Annotated in this window: 19 protein-coding genes; 5 read left to right on the top strand and 14 right to left on the bottom strand. The window is 34.2% G+C overall.

The annotated features are described in order from the left end of the window. Positions 1 to 22: 22 nt before the first annotated feature. Positions 23 to 829, bottom strand: coding sequence for a methyltransferase domain-containing protein (locus tag Q0358_RS07245; protein WP_299549475.1), 807 nt, complete (start codon positions 827 to 829; stop codon positions 23 to 25). Further along, positions 826 to 1,947: a UDP-N-acetylglucosamine 2-epimerase (non-hydrolyzing) gene (gene wecB / locus Q0358_RS07250; protein ID WP_299549478.1), complete on the bottom strand. Its 1,122-nt coding sequence runs from the start codon at positions 1,945 to 1,947 to the stop codon at positions 826 to 828. Before wecB ends, Q0358_RS07245 begins: the two co-directional genes overlap by 4 nt. Before the next feature lie 65 nt (positions 1,948 to 2,012). Between wecB and Q0358_RS07255 the strand changes: the two genes are divergently transcribed. Continuing rightward, entirely contained in the window at positions 2,013 to 3,326 is a 1,314-nt protein-coding gene (locus tag Q0358_RS07255; protein ID WP_299549482.1) for a glycosyltransferase family 8 protein, read from the top strand. Here the strand turns inward: Q0358_RS07255 and Q0358_RS07260 are convergent. Genes Q0358_RS07260 through flhA form a run of 6 tightly spaced genes read right to left on the bottom strand, consistent with a single transcriptional unit; the run spans position 3,310 to position 10,165 of the window. Beyond that, complete coding sequence (locus Q0358_RS07260; protein WP_299549485.1) at positions 3,310 to 4,377, bottom strand: glycosyltransferase family 4 protein; 1,068 nt, start codon at positions 4,375 to 4,377, stop codon at positions 3,310 to 3,312. The genes Q0358_RS07255 and Q0358_RS07260 overlap by 17 nt on opposite strands. Further along, complete coding sequence (locus Q0358_RS07265; RefSeq protein ID WP_299549488.1) at positions 4,368 to 5,915, bottom strand: glycosyltransferase; 1,548 nt, start codon at positions 5,913 to 5,915, stop codon at positions 4,368 to 4,370. Before Q0358_RS07265 ends, Q0358_RS07260 begins: the two co-directional genes overlap by 10 nt. Further along, on the bottom strand, positions 5,912 to 6,580 hold the full coding sequence (locus Q0358_RS07270) for a phosphoribosylglycinamide formyltransferase (protein WP_299549491.1): 669 nt from the start codon (positions 6,578 to 6,580) through the stop codon (positions 5,912 to 5,914). Before Q0358_RS07270 ends, Q0358_RS07265 begins: the two co-directional genes overlap by 4 nt. Then, positions 6,571 to 6,816, bottom strand: a complete 246-nt coding sequence (locus Q0358_RS07275; protein WP_299549493.1) for a hypothetical protein — start codon at positions 6,814 to 6,816, stop codon at positions 6,571 to 6,573. The genes Q0358_RS07270 and Q0358_RS07275 overlap by 10 nt, the downstream gene beginning before the upstream one ends. A 17-nt stretch (positions 6,817 to 6,833) precedes the next feature. Next, the gene (locus Q0358_RS07280) at positions 6,834 to 7,895 is read right to left on the bottom strand and encodes a 3',5'-cyclic-nucleotide phosphodiesterase (protein WP_299549496.1); all 1,062 of its coding nucleotides are present in this window, start codon (positions 7,893 to 7,895) and stop codon (positions 6,834 to 6,836) included. Between the two features lie 14 nt (positions 7,896 to 7,909). Continuing rightward, entirely contained in the window at positions 7,910 to 10,165 is a 2,256-nt protein-coding gene (gene flhA / locus Q0358_RS07285) for a flagellar biosynthesis protein FlhA (RefSeq protein ID WP_299549499.1), read from the bottom strand. 143 nt (positions 10,166 to 10,308) lie between these two features. Between flhA and rpsO the strand changes: the two genes are divergently transcribed. Further along, positions 10,309 to 10,584, top strand: a complete 276-nt coding sequence (rpsO, locus tag Q0358_RS07290; RefSeq protein WP_221531690.1) for a 30S ribosomal protein S15 — start codon at positions 10,309 to 10,311, stop codon at positions 10,582 to 10,584. Between the two features lie 7 nt (positions 10,585 to 10,591). Here rpsO and recG read toward each other — a convergent pair whose 3' ends face one another. The 4 genes from recG to bamA are packed head-to-tail and all read right to left on the bottom strand — an operon-like array spanning position 10,592 to position 17,059. Further along, positions 10,592 to 12,391 carry an ATP-dependent DNA helicase RecG gene (recG, locus tag Q0358_RS07295; RefSeq protein ID WP_299549506.1) on the bottom strand — a complete coding sequence of 600 codons (1,800 nt, stop codon included), beginning with the start codon at positions 12,389 to 12,391 and terminating at the stop codon, positions 10,592 to 10,594. Then, positions 12,391 to 13,641 (bottom strand): pitrilysin family protein, encoded by a 1,251-nt coding sequence (locus Q0358_RS07300; protein WP_299549509.1) that lies wholly within the window; start codon positions 13,639 to 13,641, stop codon positions 12,391 to 12,393. Before Q0358_RS07300 ends, recG begins: the two co-directional genes overlap by 1 nt. Before the next feature lie 50 nt (positions 13,642 to 13,691). Continuing rightward, positions 13,692 to 14,807 carry a dehypoxanthine futalosine cyclase gene (locus Q0358_RS07305; RefSeq protein ID WP_299549512.1) on the bottom strand — a complete coding sequence of 372 codons (1,116 nt, stop codon included), beginning with the start codon at positions 14,805 to 14,807 and terminating at the stop codon, positions 13,692 to 13,694. Further along, complete coding sequence (gene bamA, locus Q0358_RS07310) at positions 14,807 to 17,059, bottom strand: outer membrane protein assembly factor BamA (protein WP_299549515.1); 2,253 nt, start codon at positions 17,057 to 17,059, stop codon at positions 14,807 to 14,809. Before bamA ends, Q0358_RS07305 begins: the two co-directional genes overlap by 1 nt. Before the next feature lie 111 nt (positions 17,060 to 17,170). On the opposite strand from bamA, the gene Q0358_RS07315 reads away from it, so the two are divergent. The 3 genes from Q0358_RS07315 (at position 17,171) to Q0358_RS07325 (ending at position 19,810) form a co-directional block, all read left to right on the top strand. Beyond that, positions 17,171 to 17,998: a prephenate dehydrogenase gene (locus tag Q0358_RS07315; RefSeq protein ID WP_299549518.1), complete on the top strand. Its 828-nt coding sequence runs from the start codon at positions 17,171 to 17,173 to the stop codon at positions 17,996 to 17,998. 116 nt (positions 17,999 to 18,114) lie between these two features. After that, a complete protein-coding gene (locus Q0358_RS07320) occupies positions 18,115 to 18,282 on the top strand; it encodes a hypothetical protein (protein WP_006802172.1) in 168 nt (55 codons plus the stop codon). Between the two features lie 10 nt (positions 18,283 to 18,292). Then, on the top strand, positions 18,293 to 19,810 hold the full coding sequence (locus Q0358_RS07325; protein ID WP_299549523.1) for a disulfide bond formation protein B: 1,518 nt from the start codon (positions 18,293 to 18,295) through the stop codon (positions 19,808 to 19,810). A gap of 291 nt (positions 19,811 to 20,101) precedes the next feature. Here the strand turns inward: Q0358_RS07325 and Q0358_RS07330 are convergent, their stop codons facing one another. Then, positions 20,102 to 23,161: an efflux RND transporter permease subunit gene (locus Q0358_RS07330; RefSeq protein ID WP_299549526.1), complete on the bottom strand. Its 3,060-nt coding sequence runs from the start codon at positions 23,159 to 23,161 to the stop codon at positions 20,102 to 20,104. Then, positions 23,161 to 23,985 carry an efflux RND transporter periplasmic adaptor subunit gene (locus Q0358_RS07335; protein WP_299549529.1) on the bottom strand — a complete coding sequence of 275 codons (825 nt, stop codon included), beginning with the start codon at positions 23,983 to 23,985 and terminating at the stop codon, positions 23,161 to 23,163. Before Q0358_RS07335 ends, Q0358_RS07330 begins: the two co-directional genes overlap by 1 nt. Positions 23,986 to 24,023: the final 38 nt, after the last annotated feature.

Below are 24,023 nucleotides of genomic sequence, written 5' to 3' on the forward strand. Positions count from 1 at the left end.
TTATGCCCCTTTTCTGTGTTAATTATAATTTTTGAGCTGTAATTACATAATCATAATTTGGTCTAAATACTTCAACCTTTAAATTCTTATATTTTCCAGAGTATTGAAAAAATTCTTTTATCATGTCTGGCACTAAATACAGTGTATGTGTAACTTCATTTCTTGATGCTGGATCATCTGAAAAACCATCTGGCACGAAAAGAACAATATAACCATTTGGCTTTAATAATTCTGCCGCGCTATTTAAGGATTTTATTGGCTCAAAAACATGCTCAAAAGAATGTGAGCTAATAACAAAATCAAAGGCATTTAGTCTATCTTGAATATTTTCTATCTTCGAACAATTCTCCCATGATCCTTGATAAATATTTTTTGTAGGATAATTATTTACATCCCAAATTCTTCCATTAAAATTTATAATTTCGTCCCCCCCCCCTCCCGCACTATTATTTTGCAAATTATAATCAACTCCTATCCAATTTTTATATTTTTTATCTGCAACAATAGGGAATTTTCCAGGACCGATTTCTGCTATATGTAGATCATAAGAAAAATTTGGAATAAGTTTTTTGATATATTCAAACATAAAAGGTTGCGGTTCTGCATTTTCACCAAAATAATACATTCCAAGTTTTCTATCTTTATATAGCATCTTTTTGTATTTTTTGCACTTTTCTATATCTAATTGAGTTTGCAAAGAACAGTCATACAATGTTCTAAATGACTGGTAATTTAAAAAGAAATCTAACACTAGATTATACTCTCTTTCAGAAAAAACAAATCTTTTGCTCTCATTGAGTCTGCCTAATAGTTTTTGAATCATTTTCATTTCATCTCCTTAAAATTTCTAATTTCCAAATATATCCTTAATGCCGACATTCCATCTCCATAGGGATTTCTACTGCTCTTTAGGCGTGTTTTTTCTCTATCTTGCTTTAAAATCTCTCTTGCTTCTTTTAAGATTTTATACTCATCAGCACCAACTAACCTAGAAAAACCAGCTTCAATCCCCTCTGTGCGTTCAGTTTCATAACGCATCACCAACACAGGAGTGCCAAAAGTAGGTGCTTCTTCTTGAATCCCACCAGAATCTGTTAAGATAAGCTTTGCACTTTTGATTAAGCAAATTGTTTCAGGATAATCTAAAGGACTAGTTAAAATCACATTAAAAATCCCATTTAATCTCTCAAAAACTCTATCAGAAACATTTGGATTAGGATGCACAGAAAACACAAATTGATGATCGCCAAACTCTTGTGCAAGCCCGATGATCGCCGATAAAATATACTCCAATCTTTCCCCAAAGTTTTCTCTGCGATGTGCTGTTATAAAAACCAATTTATCATTTAGTTCTATATGAAGATTTTTTAAATGTTTTTCTGCCCTTTTTATAACACTATCTGACAAACACTCTAAAGCATCAATAACCGTATTTCCAGTAATAAATATCTTTTCTTCTTTGATATTTTCTTTAACTAAAGCCATATAAGCTCTTTGTGTTGGAACAAAGTGCAAATCTGCAATGCGAGCAATCATTTGACGCAAGGCTTCTTCTGGATAAGGCTCAAAATTATCATAGCTTCTAAGACCAGCTTCAATATGAAAAATCGGAATCCTTTTGTAAAAGCTCGCTAAAGCTCCACAAAATGCACTCATTGTATCGCCTTGAATAATCGTAGCATCAATTTGATTATTACAATAAAGATCTGCTAAAGAATTCAAAATCCTTGCTTGAACACCGGCTAAAGTCTGATTTGACAACATAACATTCAAACGAAAATCAGCCGTAATTCCAAAATACCCCAATGTCTGATTTGAAAGTTCTTTTTGTTGTTCTGTATTGCAAACCAAAACTTTAAATGCAGAATCCTTACGCAGCTCTAAAATAACTGGAGCTAATTTTATCGCTTCAGGTCTAGTTCCTAAAATCACAAGAATGGTCTTCATCTACATCACCTTCAAAAACTGAAATCCTACCATATTCTGCTATAATTTTTACAAAAAGGATTCCAATGTTTCATATTATTTTAAGTGCTGATGAAAATTATATCAAATACACCTCTGTCTTAATCACAAGTATTATCTATAAGACAAACCCTAAATTAAGCTTTAAAGACTTCTGCCACAAAGAAGGCTTTAAAGCTCCTAAAAATAGCTCTTTTACTAGTTATCAAAATATGAATTTAAACACCTTATCCAAACAAGAAAATAAAGAATACTGCAAAGAAGGCTATGTGTTTCATATCCTAAGCAATTCTATCTCTAGCACAACTCAAAAGAAACTAAAAGAACTCCAAAACGCTCTTCACGCGATCTATCCTTGCGAAATTCTAACACATCTCATAAATGACAAAGAGTTTGCAAACTTCCCAATCTCTGGTGCTGCACATAGTAATTATTTGCCATATTATCGCTTAAGATTAGATTTTTATCTCGATGACTCTATTACAAAATGTCTTTATTTAGACTCTGATATGCTTTGCCTTTGTGATTTAAGAGAACTTTTTGCCATAGATTTAAAAGACTATATTCTAGCAGCCATCAATGATCCGGGCACTAAAAAGCGCAAAATCAAATACAAAGAAAATGGCAAAACAACAACTTTTAACTTTAACGATGATTATTTTAATTCTGGCTTTTTACTCATTAACACACTAAACTACAAACAACATAAAATTCAAGAAAAATGTGAAGATCTTGCTAAAAAATGCTATTACATCAAAGCTGCCGACCAAGACTTACTAAATGCTACAATCCCGCAAGATAAGCTTTTAAAACTTCCTATTGCCTATAATTTTTCTTCTATTAGCTTTTGTATTGCGATTTGTAAAGATGAGCAAAAATATCGTTTAAACTGCACTAGAGAGGAGTTTATGCAAAGTTATAGAAATCCAAAAATTATTCACTATGGTGAAAAACCTTGGAAATTTTTACAAAGCTATGTCAATAGCAAAGAAGAAAACATCAACGACATTTGGTGGCATTATGCAACAATTACGCCAAGTTTTAATCAAGAATTATTAGAATCCAAAACTTCCATTAAAGAGTATTTGCACTTCGCCTCTTTAGGCTTTGAAGTCTTTAAACTCTCTTCAAAATTCACAGGATATTTTGCTCTAAAAACCTTAATTCACACACCAGAAAATGACGCAAATCTAACAACTAAAATCCCAAAGGATCTCTTTGGGCTATGCTGTATTTTAGGAGAGATTATTCTTTTTGCTAGAAAACACAAAAAGGGGGCTTTAAGCGTGCTTTTAAAGGCTTTAAAAATTAAAAGAAATTTTAAAAAATTTAGCACACAAAAATTTAATCAACTGCTCTAAAAAACTTCTCCCACTCTTGCATTACTACTTCTTTAGAAAATTTTTTTGCTACCCTTTGTTTTGCATACTCTCCCATTTTCTCTCTCAAACTCTCTTTACCCATTAAATGCGCTAATTGTTTCGCATATTCTCGTAAATCTCCATTAGGGATTAAAAACCCACTTTGCTTATCTTCTATAATATCCCTAGGACCTGATAAAACATCAAATGCCACACAAGGCAATCCGTAAGCACCAGATTCAACCAATACCATACCAAAGCCCTCCGCATAACTTGTCATCGCATATACGCTAGAGCTTAGATATTTCTCACTAATTTTATCTGTAAAATTCTCTAAAATCACAGAATCTTCAAGTTGATATTCTTTAATTTTTGCCGTAATCTCATCTCTACTCTCCCCCTCGCCTACAATACATAATTTCCAATCTTTATATTGCCTACATACAAGATTCCAAACTTCCACAAGGCGTTTAAAACCCTTTTCGTCATTATCTGTCATTCTCCCAACTGATATAACACATTTTTGTCTATAATCTGTGCGTTCTTTTGGACAATTAAACAAGAAATTTGGAATCACTCTAACATTTTTATGATGCCTTTGCCAAAACTCAAATTCTCCAGATGACACAAGCACAAGCGTATCAAAAAAGTTATATCTCCCTAAATAACGCCCTTTTGATGCTGTGTGTATTATCTTTACATAATGCGTATTTTCACACTTAAACAAAGGATAGTGCGGAGAGTTATTAAAAATAATAAAATCTTTATCCTTGTAATGCCTATTTAGCCAATAACTTTCATAAATTTTATAAAACAACCTATACAAAAGACTTTTACGCTTATTATCCATTGTAGTTACATTTAAATATCTAAGTTTCACTTTAGGATCTAGCGCATAAGACTCTTTGTCTCCGCCCTTATAAAAACTTAGAATCTCAACATCAAAGCCATGCTCTACAAACGCATTTGCTAAATTTACTACGACGCGTTCTGCTCCACCTTTTATCGTAATATCGCCAATGGTTAAAAGGATTTTTTGAGTTACTTCCATTGTGTTTTTTGCTCTTTTAGTGTTTGAAGATAAATTTGATGATTAGATTCCAACATTGCACGATTATTTTCTAAATGATACAAATGATAAGCAATCCCTGCAAACTTCAATCTCCTAAACTCCCCTCCATTAAATAAAAATCTTGCAACAAATTCTGAATCTTCTCTCCCCCAACCAATAAATTTCTCATTAAATCCTCCAATATCTAGACAATCCCGCCTATAAAAGCTCATATTGCAACTCCTAATCCCTTTAATAAAATCCCTTGTTTTAAAAAAATCTTTTGAAATACTTGAATTTGCATATATTAAATAAGAAAATAGCTTGCAACGCCTAGATTTCAAGCCTCTATATTCTTTGACTTTACAAACTCCTTGCTCTATTACATTATCTGTCCTTTTAGGGTCTAAAATCACCCTTGAACCTTGCAAAATTTGCTTAGGTTTTGCAAAGCGTAAATGATCTTTAATAAAATGTGATTCCAACACCATATCACCATCAATGATAATAATATACTCTCCACTTGCTTCCTTAAAAGCATTATTCCGACTCTTAGAAGCTCTAAATCCTTTATCTTCTTGCCAAATATGCTTTAACACGCAAGGAAAATCCACTTGATAGGATTCTATTAGCTCCTTTGTATCTTCATCACTGCCATCATCTGCTATAAGCACTTCATTAGGCAACATTTCAAGCTCTTTAATGGAATCTAAAACTAACGCTAAACGCTTCTTTTGATTATAAGTTGTGATAATCAAACTCACACTTTTTGGTGATGTTTTGCATTGCAATTCATAAAGTTTTGCGTATTTAAAAAACGCTCCAAGTCCATTGCAAACACTAATTATAAAGCCTTTATAGCCATATAGAAATCCTTTTTTAAAACAATAATCGCGCACAAACTTAAAACCCCCGTGTAAAACTGCCCTAAACATTGAACTTTTTTTGTGTAGATTCTGCTTTGCCCATAACGTGGAATAATGCTGCATTTTTACAAGTAAAGTTTCTATATCATTATAAGCATAATGTAAAAGACCATTTTTTAATTGCACAATTTGCGTGTCCTTTTGCATCTCTAAGCTTTCATGCACTAAATTTGTATTAAATTGCGTATGTGTTTTATTAAAAATCCGATTGACAAAATCTGGATACCAACCACAAGCCTTAATCCATTCTCCACGATATAGATTTTTTCTAGGCATTGCTAAAATTAAATTTTCACTCCATTGTAAGCTTTCAAGCTCTTTAAATACATCTCTATCAAGCACCTCATCTGCGTCAATACTAAACACCCAATCATTGCTAGTCTTGCTTAATGCTAAATTTTTTAATGCTCCAAAACCGATAAATTCGCTTTCAAAGACTTTTAGATTTTGATAAGTTCCATTAAACTCTTGTACGATTTGTAGTGTATTATCTGTGCTTTTATTATCCACTAGGATAATCTCATCAAAACGCCCTAGTGATTCTAAGCACTCCTTTAAAGTGGATTCCGCATTTTTAACAATCATACAAACACTAATTTTAGGAAAACTCACACTAATACCTCTAACACCGCTAAAGGATAAAGATAATGCTCTAACCTATGCACGCGCTCTTCATAGGATTCCAAACTCTCTTTTTCTTTTTTGATTAAAATACCTTGCGCGATAATCTCCCCACTATCTAGCTCACTGCTTACATAATGCACGCTAACTCCCCCGAGCTTCATTTGACTTTGATAGGATTCCACAATCCCATGCGCTCCTTTAAAAAGTGGCAAAAGTGATGGATGAATATTAATCGCTTTGATTGCATTTGTAAAAATAGGGGTTAAAATCCGCATAAAACCCGCTAAAACACATAAATCTAATTTTAAAGGTTTTAAAATTGCAACGAGCTCTTTATCAAACTCTACTCTATCCTTAAAGGCACTGCTTTCTAAAATTTGCGTGTGAATCCCAAGACTTTTAGCACGCACCAAACCATAAGCATCCTTTTTGTTACTAAGTGCTAACACAACCTCTACTTTAAATGCTTCTTTAATACACTCTTCACACTCTACAAATGATTTTGTGATTCCACCTATTAAAAACTCTTTTGCTTCGCCTTGCCAATTTACTCCTTGTTGAACGCAAAAAGACTTGTTATGCAAAGATTTAATTAATGCTTCTAAATTGCTTCCATTTCCACTGAATAAAATTGCAACACGCTTTACTTGCAAGCTTTGTCCTTATGAAACAATGCTGGGTGTGTGGCTTTTAGATTCTGGAGATTTTGCAAAATCTCTCTTGTCCCATATTCCACACTCTCATCATCAAGATTATCAATATAAGCGTCTAATGCATCTTGAATCTTTTCTTCTTTAACTCCACTTAAAAGCAACGCCACGCACAACATATCGCTAAGTTGAATAGATAATTCTTCAATTTCTTCTTCTAAAGCTTTAATTTTTTCCATACATTAACTCCTAAATTCTAAAGTTCCTCTAAAATACTTTGCACGCAAGCCTTAATATCAGCATACACAAAGCTTTCTTTAAAATTCTCAATCTTCCCACCGCTTGCATTTGGATGTCCGCCACCATTAAAACACTGCTTTGCTAGCAAACTCACATCACAAGCATTATTTGCGCGCAAGCTTACATTTCCCCTAGCACTAATATCCATAAAAAAATCAAATTGTGGATTATTTTTTAAAAATAAATTTGCTAGCACTGAAATATTTCCAATACTATAACTCAAAAACCCCCGATATTCTCCCCAATACACACTACAAAATTCCGCCTTTTGCGCTAAAAGCTCACTTTGATGCTTTGATGCAAGATTATCTAGTGTATCACTCAACAAACTACCCTTTAAAAAGCATTTTTTCATCTCTAAGACTGCATTATCCAATAAAATATGTCCATTATTTTGCACAAGAAACTTTGCAGACTCACGCAATAACGCTAGTTTATATTCTCTATCTTCATCATCAAACATAAAGCGATTTAACTCTTTTGCCTCTACAATTAAGCGCATTGCTACTTTACCAAATTCAAAGGCAAACCCATTTTCAAGCCATAAATCAATACTATTTATCATCTCAACCATAGGTTCTAGCCAAGCCTTTATAGAATCGCAAACTCCATAACGCATTAAAAGCGTATCATAAACGATTTTTGTCGCACAACGCTTTGTATCTAACACATACCAAGAGTATTTTTGCGCACATTCTTGTCCGCTTTTATGGTGGTCTAAAAGTTCAAAAGTTACGCTAAATCCACTAAGATTAAGCTCTAGCACAGCCTGCATAAGTCGCTCACATTCTTCAAAGCTCAAATTTAAATCACTTACTAAAATATGTGCTTTACTCCCAATGCTCTGCGCTTTGATTCCTTTATAAATCTGTTCTAAGCGCGCGCCAACTTCTTTGCCATAGTTTGCGTTATAAAAAGACATTTTGCAATCTTTAAATGCTTGTCTATAAATCTCTTTGCTTACCATTTGACAGCCATAACCATCTAAATCAATATGCGATAAATGATACACTTCCATACTCTATTGCCTTACTAAATTGGAAAATCCACTGCACCTAAAATTTCATATTTCGCCTGATAATCAATCTCCGCCACACTTAAAGCAATCATATTACGCCCAAAATTATATTGCTCCATAAAAGTTGCTAAAGGCTTTCTAAGCACCATTGGAATTCCACCAATGATTGTTGGTACAGCCCCTAAAGAAGCTCCTTTTTCTTGTGCAACATTAATGGCATCTATTAAACTTTGTGATTCTGTCGGACTTAAGCGTAAGCGTTGCCCCATTTTCTGACCTTCTGGCAAGCGTTCTAACAAAAACTGCTCCAAAGTTGGCGAGAGGACAAAATAACGCAATGTCCCATCATCATTTTGAAAATTATGTGTAATTAGGCGTTTTAAGCATGCTCTAACATATTCTGTAAGTGTTGGCAAATCATTCTTATATGCAGGATAGCCATCAGCAATAGCTTCAGCAATACTTAACATATCCTTAATAGGGATTTGTTCGTGCAGCAATTCTTTTAAAATATGTTGAATTGTTCCTACACCAACGCCTTTAATTTCTTCTGCAAGAACCGGATAATCCTGCCCTAGCTTACCTAGTAAATTATGCACTTCTTGACGCGTCAATAATTCTTCAGCATAGCGTTTGATAAGCTCTTGAATATGCGTGCTAATCACTGTTGCACCATCAATAATTGTATAACCTTCAATAATCGCGTCTTCTTTTTTATCTTCATCAACCCAATAAGCATCTAATCCAAAGACTGGCTCTTTTGTTGGTATTCCATCTTGAAGCTCTCCTGCAAAGCCACTAGAGGCGATTGCAAGATATTTATCCATCATAATTTTCCCTTGCCCAATCTCAATTTCTTTGAGCAAAATCTTATACACATTAGGCTCTAAATCCAAATTATCTCTTAAATGCACCATAGGCACTAGGATTCCATATTCTGTTGCCATTGCCTTACGGATTTGACGGATTTTATTAACAAGCTCTCCACCTTGCGCAGGATCTGCAAATTTAATCAACTGATACCCAAGTTCAACGCGCAAAATCTTCACTTTTAACGCATTATCAATTTCTGCTTCATCACGCTTTCTGCGTTCTTCTTCACTCTCTTTTGGAGATTGCTGTGCAGCTTTAGCTGCAGCTTCTTGTGCGGCTTTGCGTTGCGGTAAATTCTCAACATCAATACCATCTTGAAGTTTTGTTTTGTCTTCTTTTTTGATTTTTTTCAAAAGAGATTCCACATATTTCCAAACTTCGCCTTCTTTTTGCTTGCTTAAAAGCAAAGAAAGCCCCAAAAACAATAACCCCACAAAACCTAAAGATAGTGTTGGCAATCCCGGGACCATCGCAAAAAGAAGCAAAATACAGCCCACAATCAATAGAGTTTTTGATTCATTAATTAACTGATCAATAATCCCAGAAGCAAAATTATCTCCCTCCTTACTAAAGCGTGTTACAATAATACCTGTTGCAGTAGAAACAATAAGTGCGGGGAGCTGTGAAACAAGTCCATCGCCAATAGTTAGAATCGTAAAAGTAGCCGCTGCATCGCTTAAAGTCATATCACGCTGAAACACACCAATTAAAAATCCGCCGATAATATTAATAAGCGTGATAATAATCCCAGCAATAGCATCACCTTTTACGAACTTATTAGCTCCGTCCATAGAGCCATAAAAATCCGCCTCCGCTCCTAGAGCATCACGCCTTGCCTTTGCTTCATCTTGTCCAATAACGCCCGAATTTAAGTCCGCATCAATTGCCATTTGCTTACCCGGCATTGCATCAAGCGTAAATCTTGCTTTAACTTCTGAAACCCTTGTAGAACCATTTGTTACAACCATAAAGTTAATAATCACTAAAATTATAAACAAAATGATTCCAATAACATAATTCCCGCCAACAACAAACTGCCCAAATGCAGTAATAATATCACTTACAGCCTCAGGTCCTAAATGCCCATTGCTTAAAATCATTCTTGTTGTCGCAATATTTAAAGAAAGCCTAAAAAGCGTAATAATTAGCAAAAGCGTAGGAAATGCAGAAAAATCTGTGGGTTTTTTCACATATAAAGCAATCAAAATAATCAAAGCAGAAAGCGCAATAGAAATTGCAAGAAAAAAATCCAACAAAGCACTAGGGAGCGGAACAATAATAATTGCTAAAATCGCCACAATAAAAAAGACAACCGTTAAATCTTTTGAGCCGGTCAAAAACCCCAAAAAGGGTGCAATTTTACCAAGAAGCGAAGTTTTTTTCTCTGCTACTGCCAAATCTACTCCAAAAAACAAAATTAGTCCGTAATTTTAGTAGTTTTTACCCCATAAAATCAAGAAGTTTATAGAATTTTAGCGGATTTTTACTTTTTTATGCTAGAATTTCGGCTTTTAATTTTATACCAATCAGGAGGTCACCAATGGCTCAAGATTCGGCGAAAAAAAGAGAAATTGTTTCTGCTTTTGCTAGAAATCCTAAAGACACAGGTTCCACAGAAGTTCAAGTTGCTTTGCTTAGCGATAGAATCAAATCCTTAACAGAGCATTTAAAAATCAACAAGAAAGACCATTCAAGCCGTTTAGGTCTAAGAAAGCTTGTTTCTCAAAGAAAAGGTTTGCTTTCTTATTTAAGACGCACAGATTTTAAACGCTATGCAAGCTTGATTGAAAAGTTAGGTTTAAAAGATAGAGGTTAATCTCTATCTAAACACTAGAAGTGTGGTTTAACGCTTCTTTTGCTAGTTTTATAATCTTTTCATCTTTGCTTAGATCTATCCAATTAAATTGCTTTCCACTTTGATGGATTCCACTTAACAAATCTCCACTGTTGCGATATTCTAAATCAAGTTGTGCGATTTCAAAACCATTTTGAGTTTTTGAAAATTTCTCCAAGCGTTCTGTAACCTTTTGCTTAGTAAATAAAAAGCAATATCCCTTTAAACCATTACGACTAACTCTCCCGCGCAACTGATGTAGAGTTGCAAGCCCCAATCTCTCCGCCCCAACAATCACAATCGTGCTTAAATTTGGCAATGAGATTCCAACTTCAATCACTGTTGTTGCAAGCAAAATGCTCCCTTTTTCTCTAAATTCTTCTAAAACACTCTCTTTATTTTTGTCCTTTCCGTGCGTGCTATACACTGCATCAAAATGCTTTCTCCAAAATATTTCTCCATCTTTTAGTGCTGTATAGTTTAATGCTTCACTCTCTTCTACCAAGGGATAGACAATAATGATTTGGTTGCCTTTTTGAATTTCTCCTTGAATATGCGCAAGCAAATCTTTGAAATCTTGCTGATGAATAATGCGTGTTGTAATATCTTTTCTAAAAGGCACATCTTTAATAAAACTAAAGTCTAAAAAATTTGAAGCAATCATTGCTTGTGTGCGTGGAATAGGAGTTGCAGAAAACTGCAAAATATGAGCTTTTTTTGAATCAGTATTAAACATTTTCTCTAACGCACTTCTTTGTGCAGTTCCAAAGCGATGTTGTTCATCAATCATTACTAAAGCTTTATTGCTTAAATCTTGATACAATAAAGCGTGTGTTCCAATTAAAAAATCACAATTCTCTACATTAATTTTACTATTTTGTGTTAGCAATCCCACTTCTAGCGGTAAAAACTTTTGTGCTTCATTAAAAAGCTGCTTTGCAAGCACAGAAGTTGGAGCCATTAACACGCTTTTGTTAGGATAAGCAATTAATACAGAGGCTAAAATCACTATTGTTTTACCACAACCTACATCTCCTACAATCACGCGCCTTGCAGCAAACTCTCCTTTTAAGGATTGTTGTATCTCTTTAATCGCTCCTAATTGCCCTTGAGTGAGTGTAAAAGGCAGAGATTTTATCCATTGATCTATCTCTCCATTTAATTGTTTTAAAGCTTTAAAATGGCGTTTTTTTTGACGCAAAAGACGCATATATTCATAGATTTCAATAAACTTTAATGCTTCTAAATAATGCCCAAAATAACCTCCATTTGCATTAAAATCTTTCAAAAATATGGAATCTGGGTGATAAATCTTATAAATTGATTCTAAAATCATAGGCAGAACATTAGGATAAAATTCCCTTAAAGATTCCAAAGCCACAGATTCTCCAAAATCCCTAAGAGAGCGTTCTTTGCCGCCTTTTGAACCAAAATTTAGCATAATAACATTAGTTGTTGTGAGAACTTTTGGCTGAATTAGCGAAAAAGAGATTCCATATTTTTGGACTTTTCCACTCACAATGAGTGTGGTTTTGGGCTTAAATTGATTTTTATGATAAGGCTTTGGGTGAAAAATAATTAACTCTAACTCACATTGAAACTTTGAAGAATAGCAAAGCACGCGCGCTGGAGAAGCCCATTTAAAATTTAAAACTTCAACCTCTAGCACCGCATTTTGTGCAACTTCTAAATTTTCACTTAAAAAAGTATTTGTATAACTCTTTGGCAAAGCTTGCAGTATAGCCTCAAAAGGCGTTTTGCCATATTTTTGCCAAAACTCTAATGTCATTATTTTTCTGTATCAGCACTCACTATGGCAAAAGTTAAGTCTTCTATCTCTTTATGTGTTTTAATATACGCATTAATTTCATTAAGTTTTAGCGTAGAAATCTCTTTTAAAACCTGTGCATTAAAGTCTAGTGGGAGTCCATCATAATGATTCATATAAGCTGTGCCTAAGCGTTGAGATAGTGTTTCATTGCGTAATGGCTCACTGCCTAGCAAATAGCGTTTTGCTTCATCTAATTCTTCTTGTGTGATTCCTTTTTTTACAAACTCTTTAACCACTTCCACAACAATTTTTTGTGCTTCTTTTTCATTTTTTAAACTTGTTTGCAAATATCCTAATGCGTAAGCTTGTCTATTTGTCGCATTAAGCCGCATTACAGCAGAATAAGCTAATCCTCTTTTCACGCGCACCTCTTCCATCATACGACTACCAAACCCACTTCCCCCAAGCACGAAAGAAGCCACCTTAATATAAGCTAACTCTTTTTGTAAATTTTCAACCTTTAAAGGCGCACCAAAATAAATGTAGGCTTGTTGTGTATCTTTTAATGTGCGTTGATAAGATTTAGAGTGATTTGCTTCTCTTTTTGCAATGATTTGTTTTTTGCCTTTTGGAAGCTTGCTTAAAGCTGTCTCTAAGTCCTTAGAAACTACATTAAAATCCACATCTCCACCCACAACTAAAATTAACGATTCTAAATTCACATGGCTTTTATAAAATTTCTCCACATCTCCCAATGTCATCTTTGCAATAGATTCTTGTGTTCCGCTTAAAGGATACTCCAACGCAGTTCCCTTAAAAAGAAGAGATTGCAATAAGCGATTTGCTTGATAGTCATAATCATTTTCTTTCTCTAAAATAGCAATTAAAGCATTTTCCTTAACTTTATTGAGAGTAGATTGTGTAAAATTAGGGTCTTCAAGCAAAGCTTTTAAAAAAGAGATTCCATCTTTTTGCATACTTTGCATTCCACTAAGTGTGAAACTTAGAGTTTCTAAGCCGCTTCCTGCACTTAAGGAAAGTGCTTTTTCTTCCAACTTTTGCGCAAATTTTGTTGCACCTAGCTTTTTTGTGCCTTCATTTAAAAGAGAGCTTGTAATATCGGCTAATCCTAAATTTTTGCCATTACTAACACCACCAGCACCCTTAAAGACAAGCTGCACATAAAAAAGAGGTAATTGCGTATTTTGCTCAAAAATTATCGGAATCTTAACACCATTAACCTGCAAACTCTTCATTTCAGTTGCCATTAAAGTCCCCTTTACCATAAAAAAACTAAGTAATAATACAATGATTCTTTTCAAAACCGCTCCAAAATATTATAAGCTGTGTCTCTTTTTGCCGGAAATTCCCCTACATCACGGATTAAATGAATCATTTCTTGCTGATTCATTGAATTTTTAGCTCCTGCTGCAGATACAACATTTTCTTCCATCATCGTGCTTCCTAAATCATTTGCTCCAAATAATAAAGCTAATTGTCCTATATATGATCCCTGTGTAACCCAACTGCTTTGGATATTTTGAAAATTATCCAAAAAAATCCTACTACAAGCAAGCAGACGCAAATAACGATTTGAAGATGCCTTATGTAAGTTTGGAATCTCTTTTTGTAAAGGTGTAAAAGCAGGTTGAAAACTCCATAAAATAAACGCTCTAAAACCATTTGTTGCATCTTGAAGATTACGGATTCTTTCCCAATGTTCCACAATATCTTCATTGCTCTCAACACTTCCAAACATCATTGTGGCTGTGCTTTTAATCCCAAGTTTATGTGCTTCCTTATGCACTTCAATCCACTCATCAGAATCTAGTTTTTTAGGAGCAATCACATCACGCACTTTATCGCTTAAAATTTCCGCACCAGCACCAGGAATTGAAGCAAGCCCACACTTGTGAAGTCTTTCTAACACTTCAGCAATAGAGATTTTAGAAATTTTTGCAATGTAATTAATCTCAATAGCAGAAAAGCCATGAATTGTAATTTGTGGATATTTTTTTGCAATATGACTAACTAAATCCTCATACCATTCTATTTTTAAGTTTGGATGCACGCCTCCTTGAAAAAGAATCTGCGTACCACCAATAGCCAAAAGTTCTTCAATTTTTTGATCAATCTCTTCAAAACTTAGAATATAAGTATTTTCTTCATTAACACGCCTTTTAAATGCACAAAACTTACAATCCACCCAACAAATATTTGTATAATTAATATTTCTATCTACAACAAAAGTTGTCAAACGATCAGTATGCAATTTACGCTTAATTTCTAAGGCACGCTCTCCTAACTCTTTTAAGGGGGCATATTGCATTAAGTGCAAAATCTCATCTGCACTCACACGTGGTAATTTTGTCTTAACAATTGCATTTTTTTCTTTAGAGTTTCTAACAAAAACTTCTTGTAAAGATTCTGACATTAAAATCTCTGCCCCATTGAAAATTCAAACGATGAAGTTTCATCACCTTTTTTATCATCCAATGCTCTTGGAAAAATAAAATTAATCACACCAATTGGAGATACCCACTCAATTCCTAAACCAACAGAGCTACGCCGCATATCATTAATATTCTTATTTCCAATCATTCCATAATCATAAAATGCTGTAAAACGCATCTGTATAGTTTCAAAAGGGTTATAGCTTAATTCAGCAGTATTATAAAAATACTGCTTTCCACCAATTCTTAAGCCAAATTTATCCCTTGGAGTAATAGAACGACTTTCAAATCCACGCACACTATTTATGCCTCCTAAATAAAACTTTTCGCTGATTGGCAAATATCCCTCACTTTGTACATAACCAGCTCTTGCGCGATATCTAAAAATTAAATCAATATCCACCCATTCTTCAATAGATTTATAAAAATTGTAACTTCCTTGGTATTTGATAAATTCTGCATCTCCTCCAACTCCAGCATATTCTATATTTCCAGATGCCCTAATCCCATTTTTAGCAAAAAGATATGCATCGGTATTATCAAAACTAAAACCAGGAATTATGGAGGATTTTACATAGGTTCCAGGATAATAATATCTACGATAAAGCTCTTCTAATGATTTACTATCAAAATCACTCAATTTTGTCTCTTGAAAAGTATATCCAAGTGTCAATTCTAAATCTTCCCAAATCCTTCTTCCGCCAACAACACTAAATCCAGTAGAGGTTTCTGTATAGTCATAACTTTCATAATCACTTTGATAAACATCTGTTCCTAAAGAATAATCCGTATCTAAAACAGCTGGATTGTAAAGATTTAAACGATAAGCTGTAGAAACTTCACTTTTATCCAAATAAACTCCTGCTGTTAATCCTGTCCCAAAAATATTACGATCTTTGACAGAAACACTTCCCATTAAACCATCATAACTTCCATATCCCAAACCAAAGGCAAACTCCCCTGTTTTCCCCTCTTTAACTTTAACAAGCAAATTAACATTTTCTTCATCAACACGCTCTTCTTGAATATCAACACTCTCAAAATTTCCTGTTCTCATAAGAGCATTTTTAGAACGCTTAATCTTACTCATTTCATATTCTTCTCCAGGAGCTATAAGCACATTTCTGCGCACTACTCTATCTAGTGTTTTATTATTTCCAGAGATAACAACATCTTTAACACGCACTTTTCTACCTGGTTGCACATAGTAAATAAGCCTAACCTTTCCATTCTCTTGATTCTTATCTAAATCAGGAGTTACACGCACAAACGCATAACCTAAATCTCCAATTCTATAACGGATGGATTCTATATCATCGCGCATTTTTGCGACATTATAAACTTTTCCTCCTTTAAGCTTAAGCCCATCATAAAGTTTTTCTAGCTCAATGACGTCTTCTTCTAGAACAATTTCTATCTCAGAAACCTTATAACGCTCACCTTCATTAATATGATAATCTAAAACCGCATTATAAGTTGTAAAATCCGTTTTTAAAAATGGAGTAGTAACATCAGCATCTAAATACCCTTTTTGCAAATATAAATCACGGATTCTTAAGCGATCAGACTCTAGTTCATTAACTTGCAACTTCCCATTATTAAATCCCCACATCCAACCAATAAAATCTTTTTCTTTATTCGCAGTTGCTGCTTCAATGCGCGATACAGATATATTATCTCTTCCATAATAATTAGCTTCTTGAATGATAATATTCTCACCTTTATTAATTTCCAAGGTAACTTTGAGCGCATTTTTAGAGATTTCCTCTGTTTTTACTTCAACTACACTGTCATAATAACCTTGCGTTTCGAGCAATCGAACAATCTGACGACGCACATTTACAATTTTATTCTCATCATACACATCGCCCTTTTTTAAGCCAATCTCTTTATCAAGCTGTTGCTGCTCTTTTCCTGCGCCATAACCACTAACAATTAAACTTGCAATCACTGGCTTTTCTACAAAATGATAAGTTAGGATTCCATTTTCTTCAGTAATCCAAATATCTTTAAAATATCCTTGCATATAAAAATCACGCACTGAAGCATCCACGTGATTAATATCTAAAGGCTCTCCTATACGCACTTTCGCAATTTCATTAGCAATCAAGGGCGAAATATAATTTAATCCTTCATAACGCACTTCTTTAATTGTTGGCAAACTTGCAGCATTCGCCCCCACCGAAAGAAGTAATCCCAAAGGTAAAGACGATAAAGACTTAGGAAAACGCATTAAAAACCTTACTTCACAAAAAATTTATTTAAAAAATCACGTGATTCTAACCTTTTATAGATAAAAACAATATTATAATGCAGACAATTTTTCTAACAAATAAGGTAAAAAATGCAAGCAGGAATTATTGGACTAGGATTAATAGGAGGCTCTTTAGGGCTAGCACTCAGAGAAACTCAAATGTTTAAAAGCATTGTAGGATTAGATAATAATCCTATTCATTTGCAACAAGCACTTTCTTTAGGACTTGTTGATGAGGGTGTAAATTTGGAAGAAATCAAACATTGTGATGTGATTTTTTTAGCAACTCCAGTTGAAGCAATTTTACATTTACTTCCAGACCTTGTAGGTATTGCTCCACATTGCACCATTATCGATTTAGGTAGCACAAAACATTTAATTGCAACAAATATTCCCAAAGAAATTCGCAAAAACTTCGTCTGCGCCCACCCTATGAGTGGGACAGAAAATTTTGGACCAAAAGCTGCTTTTAAAGAACTTTTACCTAATCACATTGTCGTTTTAACAGATTTAGAACAAAGTGGAGAATTGCAAGTTGCAATGGCAAAAGAAATTTTTGTTACTCTAAAAATGCATATTATTAAAATGGATTCCAAAGCACACGATAACCACGCCGCTTTTATTAGCCACCTACCCCACATTATTAGCTACGCCCTTGCAAACACTGTGCTCTCTCAACAAAATCCAACAGATATTCTAGCACTTGCTGGCGGGGGTTTTAAGAGTATGGTAAGAATTGCTAAAAGCTCTCCTAGAATGTGGAGTGATATTTCCAAACAAAACCGCACAGAACTCCTAAAATCCATTGATTTCTTTGAGCAAGAAATGTCCTTTGCAAAATCTCTAATTCAAGAAGAAAAATGGCAAGAATTAGAAAAATGGATGGCAAAAGCAAACTCCCTTTATGAAGTATTTTAAATTATATTATTCTTAATAATTATTCTTAATTTAAAAAATTAACACTCTAAGAATAGACTCTTCGCTAGAATTCCGCCTCATGTGATATTTATCAACATTAATTTTAAGGAGTCGCTATGGAGTTTTTAGAACTTCTAATGGTTTTAATTGCGATGATTTTAATCATCAAAAAACCAGAAAAAGAAAAATTGGCGTTTAATCTTGTAATGATTTCGTGGGTAATTATGATTGTGCTTTACATTGCGCACAAATCAAGTGCACTGCTTACAAATATGAATCTTTAAAGGCTGAACAATGACAGAAAATGTAAAAGCAAAAAATTTCTATACACTTATGTGTTTAGCAGGGTTTTTAATTATTTTATTACCTGTAGGTATTGCAAATATTGTGTTTGGTTATATGCTAGGAGATAGTCCTTGCACATTATGTTGGGGACAACGCCAAGCAATGATTTATATCGGCGTGATTGCGTTTTTCATTATTAGATATGGCATTAAGGGCAAATATGTTTCTGCACTATTAATTGTTACTGCGTTTGGATTATATCAATCTCTTGCACATTTTGGAAATCACGCTATGCGAGATCTGGATCAAGGATTTGGGCTAGCTGTTTTTGGGATCCATACTTATTTTTGGGCAGAAGTTGTGTTTTGGGCGGTTGTTTTATTGCTAGGTGTAATTTTTGCATTTGCTCCAAAATTTGGAGAATTTGACACAGAAATGGCGGGTAAAAAAATTAGAGAATGGACAAAATTCTCATTTATGGCTGTGCTTATTACGACATTTATTATTGCTTCTAATGTTTTTCAAGCTTTTGTAAGCACTGGGATTCCACCTTATGCAGGACAAGGCGATCCAGTAAGATTTAGTTTAAATCCTAAATACATTATTTGGTCCACTGATTATTGGAATGGTAAATTAAAAGGATTTTCATTTCTTGGCGCAAGAGATGTTAAAGCCCCTGATTACGCATTTGCACCTGCAAGCCAAAAATTAGGAATAGCATTTGACAATGATAGCAATAATGCTCCTTTAAATGTTGATGAAACATTAAAAGTTGCAACAAGCAAAGATATTGAATTTTCAAAACCTATCAACACCCTAAATTACATTTATGGTGAATATGTTGCAAGCTCAAAATTTGATGTTGCTTTCTTAGATGATAATTTTAAAGAAAAATCAAGTTTTCAATTAGATCCTTATTTTTCAGCAACAATTGATCCAATCATCGGTATTATCCCTTATATGGACAACAAATATATTTTAATGGGTTCTAACAAATCCTTTTTACGATTCCAACAAAATCCAAATGCGTCTGAAGTTAAACAATACGCAGACTTCATCAAAGGTGCAGATAAATTTGAAGGGCAAGGTGAAGGCTTAGGAAGAGGACGTTTAGATACAGTAAGATCAAAGTTTTTCCATGTTGCAAGTATGGCAAGTGATGGCAAATATTTCTATCTAGCAACAACACCAAACAATAAAAATGCTAAAACGCTTGTTATTAGTAAATTCTCATTAAAAGATAGAACGCTTTCTGCAGAATTTATTCCAAACGCAAAACTCAAAGAAGGAAAAACTCTAGGGGATTTATACATCACTTCTATGGTTTATCACAAAGGAGAGCTTTACGCACTTAGTAAAAATCACAATGTAATTGTTGTTATCGATCCAAAAAGTGAGAGCATCACAAAAACTATCAGTTATCCGCAAACAATTACAAATGCTAGAAGTTTGCTAGTTTCTGATCAAGGAACTTTCCAAATCCTAAGCTATCAAGAAGGCAAAAACACACTTTATACACTACAATAATTAAGAAATCCCACTTGGGATTCTTAATGAAATTCCAAATATTTTTTATTATTACTCACACTCTCCAAAGAGAATTTAGTTTAAGCAAAACCTTCAAATAAAACAGATTCTCATTCTCTCTTAATAAAATTGGAAGAATTTCGGATAGAATTATTCAATTTTGTCCAACAAGCATTCCTTTGTATTTTCTTTTTGCGGAAGGAAATATGGGTGCAGGCAGCATTTTAGCATTTGGGCTAGGTGTTCTTATGTTGTTTTTAATGTTATTTGTTTCAAATTTAGATTCCAACTTTACGCATACCATTTTCTTAAACGCATATCAAACGGTGCTAACATCTTATAAAACGCTGGCACAATCAACAAACTTAACACCATAGACACAATAAGCCCTCCAATCATCGCAATCCCCATAGGCGATTTTATCCCACTTCCAGCACCTCCAGCAAGCGCTAAAGGCAGCATTCCAAAAACCATTGCAATAGTTGTCATTAAAATAGGACGCAATCTAAGCACACCCGCTTGTAAAATCGCATTGTTAAGATCCACTCCTTCTTCGCACTTCTCATTTGCCACATCAATAATTAGCGTTGCGTTTTTGCCTACAAGCCCCATTAAAAGCATTAATCCCATAATGCTAAACAAACTTAAACTTGCTCCACTTAAAAACAACGCTAAAAACGCCCCTGTAAAACTTAAAGGTAAAGTTATCATAATAATCACAGGTTGCAACAATGATTCATACAAAGACGCTAAAATAAAATAAATTAAAAATAATGCAGAAACCATTGCCACAACAAAAGCAGCATTTGTTTCTTGCATATATTTTGCATATCCTTCAATTTTATAATGCACGCCATTTTCTAACCATTGCGCTTTGTTTTGCTCTAAATAGTTAGTTGCTTCTCCTAAACTTACATTTTCACTTAAATTTGCATATACCATCACACTGCGCTGCCTATCATATCGCTTCACATTTGTAACCGCTCCTACTTCTTCAATCTCTACAAGCCCATCTAAAAATACATTTTCCCCTTGTGCATTTCTAAGACTAAGATAGCTAATATCTGCAATAGAATCCTTTTTTGTGCTAAGTAAGACAATATTATACTCCTTGCCATTTTCGCGATAATAAGAAATCTCTTGCGCTCCACTAAAAGCACTATTTAACGCCAAAGCAATTTCTTTTGCACTAAAACCATAATGTGCCGCTAAAGCACGATTAATCTTAAGTCTAATTTGTGGAGTATTTGCTTTAATATCTGTATGAATATCGCGATATTTTCCACTTTGCTCCATTAGATCTTGAATCTTTTGCACACTTCTTGCAAGCACTTTTGGATCTTGTGAAAAAATCGCCATTTGCAAAGGAGAATCATCTTCGCCTAAGCTAATTTGTGGAATCTCAATAATAGCAATCTCCATTTTAAAGCGTTCTTCAAAAGGTTTGTAATATTCTCGCAATGACTCTATGATTTCTTTAAGAGAGCGTTCGCGCTTATCATAAGGACTAAGACGCACATAAATCTTCGCTTCATACACCTTCTGCTCTGCAGTAAAACCGATATTTAAAATGCTATATTCTACTTCACTTAAAGATTGTAAATGTTCTTGAATCTCTAAAGTTTGTCGTTGCATTTCTTCTATTGTAATTCCAGGTTTGCTTGTGAGTTTAATGTCAAACTCCGCCTTATCCTCTGAGGGCAAAAACTCAATCCCCAATCGCGTAACCAAAAACAAAGACACCACAAACACACTTAAGATTCCACCTATTACAAGGGCTTTATGATTTAATACCCATTGCAATATTCTTGCATAAAATTGTTCCAAACTCTTAAAATATTTCTCACTCCAAAGATAAAATCCATTATTTAATGCTTGCGTATCTACAAGGCGCGCACTTAACATAGGAATAAAAGTAATTACCACCAAATAAGAAATCACAATCGCCCCAGCTAAAGTAATCCCAAAAGAAGTAAAAAATCTTCCTGTTACTCCACTCATATTTGCAATAGGGATAAATACAGCAAGCAACATACAAGAAATCGCCACAAGCGCAAAACCAATCTCTTTTACTCCTTCATAAGCTGCTTTTTTGCGTTCTTCTCCATTTTCAATCTTTTTATAAATATTCTCAATCACTACAATTGCATCATCAATAATAATTCCAATAGCAAGCGTTATAGCAATCATTGTAGCAAGATTTAGCGTCATATCAAAAGCATACATCAGAGCAAAAACGCCCATTATGGAAGTGGGGATACTAAGACTTGCAATAAAAGTAATGCGCCAATTCCGCAAAAACAAAAGCACCACAAACACCGCTAAAAATGCCCCTAAAATCAAGTCAAACTCCACAGCAGCAATAGAGTCTTTAATATAGTTTGTTGTATCGCGCACAAGATGCAAATCATATTTTTCACTCATTGCTTGAAGTTCTGGCAAAATCTCTTTAATAGAGTTTGCAATCTCAATTTCATTTGCTCCTGTGATTTTTTGCACTTCTAATAAAATTCCACTATTGCTCCCTTGTGGTGTTGCAAGATTTGAAAAACTTCTTTTCTCTTTTGTGGAATCCAAAATCAACGCAATATCACTAAGTTTAATCCCTTGCGCAATAAGAAGATTTCCTAGGTCTTGCACGCTTGTCGCATCAGCTTTTGTTAAAATTTTCCACTCTTGCTTTCCAGAGATTAATCTCCCTCCATCAATCTCAATATTTTGCGCATTGATTGCGCGAGCAATATCACTAAAGCTAAGATTATATTTATTTAGTGCAGTTGGATTTGGACTAATTTTAATTTCTCTCTCCAAATATCCCACTAAATTAACTTTTCCAACGCCTTTAATCCGTTGAATTAAGGGTTTAATATTTAAATCGGCATGTAAGTTTAAATCTAGTAATTCTTGTGTTGTTTTTATCGCAGTTTTTGGTGTGATAAAGAGTGAAACAATGGGCGCACCACCTACATCAAACTTTTCAACAATAGGAGATTTCACTTCACTTCCAAAACGAATTGTAGAAATCTTATCACGCACATCATTTGCAGCAATATTAATATCTTTTTCTAGCTCAAACTCCACAACAACAATACTCACACTATCAGCACTTGTAGAAGTGATTTTTTTAAGCGATTCAATTCCACTTACCGCCTCTTCAATCCTATCTGTTACCTTTCCTTCTACAATTTCTGGATTTGCTCCGGGATAAATTGTTGTAATTGTAATCACAGGCACATCAACATTAGGATAAAGCGATACACTAAGACGCCTTAATCCATCACTTCCAAAAAATACTAGAGCTAGCACAAACATCAAAGCACTAATAGGGTGCGTAATAGCAAATTTTGACATTACAGCACTCTTTTTTGTTTTTTGCTAGATTTTTTAGGAGAAAGATAAATCTTTCCATCACCAAAGATTCCAGATGGGATTTTAGATTCCTTTATTAAACTTTCTGCAACAGCTTTTTTTGTGTTTTTATCAATACTTGGATAAATTTTATGAAGCGTAAGTTTAGAGTTTTGCAACACGCCATCAATACTATAAGCAAAACTATCGCCTACTTGAACTTGCTCAAAATAACGCGAATCAAAGCGAATAATTGCCTTTTTTTCTAGAGATTCTAATGCAAATGCCTTGCTTGAAATCGCCCCTACACCATCGCCAACTTCTACAAGTTTTTGAGTAATCACTCCGCTAAATGGAGCATAAAGAATCGTATTTTCTAGCAGTTCTTTTTGTAGTGCATAATTTGCTTCTGCGCGTTGCAGTTCAAAAACACTCGCCTTATATTCTGCTTTAATTTTTTCAAATGTATTTAAATCTAATGCGTCCTTAGATTTTTCATAGCGTTTAAATTGATTTGCAAGAAAGCTATGTTTCGCTCTTAATGCCTCTAAGCTTGCTTTTGCAATTTGTGTATTTTCTCTTAAATCTTTTGCTCTTAACTCTAGTAGTTTATCACCCTTTTTAACCACACTACCAACTTCTACATAAATCTTATCTACAACTCCATTTGCACTAAGAGCTAAAAGTGCGCTTTGCACCGCTTGAATTTCAAAGGTGGCATACACTTCCTTTTGCGTCTGTGAAACTTGTGTGTCAATTTGTATTTGCGATTCTGCCTTAAGCCCAAGTGTTGCTACAATAATAATCCCACAAATCCAAGTTTTCAAAAGCCTTCCTTACAATGCTAAATTCCCCTTGTTCTTTG

The organism is uncultured Helicobacter sp. (genome assembly GCF_937893305.1).
In the GTDB taxonomy this organism is placed as follows: domain Bacteria; phylum Campylobacterota; class Campylobacteria; order Campylobacterales; family Helicobacteraceae; genus Helicobacter_D.

Coding starts and splice junctions, on each gene's coding strand:
- Q0358_RS07245 (WP_299549475.1), bottom strand. CDS start 829: ATGAAAATGATTCAAAAACTATTAGGCAGACTCAATGAGAGCAAAAGA.
- wecB (WP_299549478.1), bottom strand. CDS start 1,947: ATGAAGACCATTCTTGTGATTTTAGGAACTAGACCTGAAGCGATAAAA.
- Q0358_RS07255 (WP_299549482.1), top strand. CDS start 2,013: ATGTTTCATATTATTTTAAGTGCTGATGAAAATTATATCAAATACACC.
- Q0358_RS07260 (WP_299549485.1), bottom strand. CDS start 4,377: ATGGAAGTAACTCAAAAAATCCTTTTAACCATTGGCGATATTACGATA.
- Q0358_RS07275 (WP_299549493.1), bottom strand. CDS start 6,816: ATGGAAAAAATTAAAGCTTTAGAAGAAGAAATTGAAGAATTATCTATT.
- Q0358_RS07280 (WP_299549496.1), bottom strand. CDS start 7,895: ATGGAAGTGTATCATTTATCGCATATTGATTTAGATGGTTATGGCTGT.
- rpsO (WP_221531690.1), top strand. CDS start 10,309: ATGGCTCAAGATTCGGCGAAAAAAAGAGAAATTGTTTCTGCTTTTGCT.
- recG (WP_299549506.1), bottom strand. CDS start 12,391: ATGACATTAGAGTTTTGGCAAAAATATGGCAAAACGCCTTTTGAGGCT.
- Q0358_RS07300 (WP_299549509.1), bottom strand. CDS start 13,641: ATGGCAACTGAAATGAAGAGTTTGCAGGTTAATGGTGTTAAGATTCCG.
- Q0358_RS07305 (WP_299549512.1), bottom strand. CDS start 14,807: ATGTCAGAATCTTTACAAGAAGTTTTTGTTAGAAACTCTAAAGAAAAA.
- bamA (WP_299549515.1), bottom strand. CDS start 17,059: ATGCGTTTTCCTAAGTCTTTATCGTCTTTACCTTTGGGATTACTTCTT.
- Q0358_RS07315 (WP_299549518.1), top strand. CDS start 17,171: ATGCAAGCAGGAATTATTGGACTAGGATTAATAGGAGGCTCTTTAGGG.
- Q0358_RS07320 (WP_006802172.1), top strand. CDS start 18,115: ATGGAGTTTTTAGAACTTCTAATGGTTTTAATTGCGATGATTTTAATC.
- Q0358_RS07325 (WP_299549523.1), top strand. CDS start 18,293: ATGACAGAAAATGTAAAAGCAAAAAATTTCTATACACTTATGTGTTTA.
- Q0358_RS07330 (WP_299549526.1), bottom strand. CDS start 23,161: ATGTCAAAATTTGCTATTACGCACCCTATTAGTGCTTTGATGTTTGTG.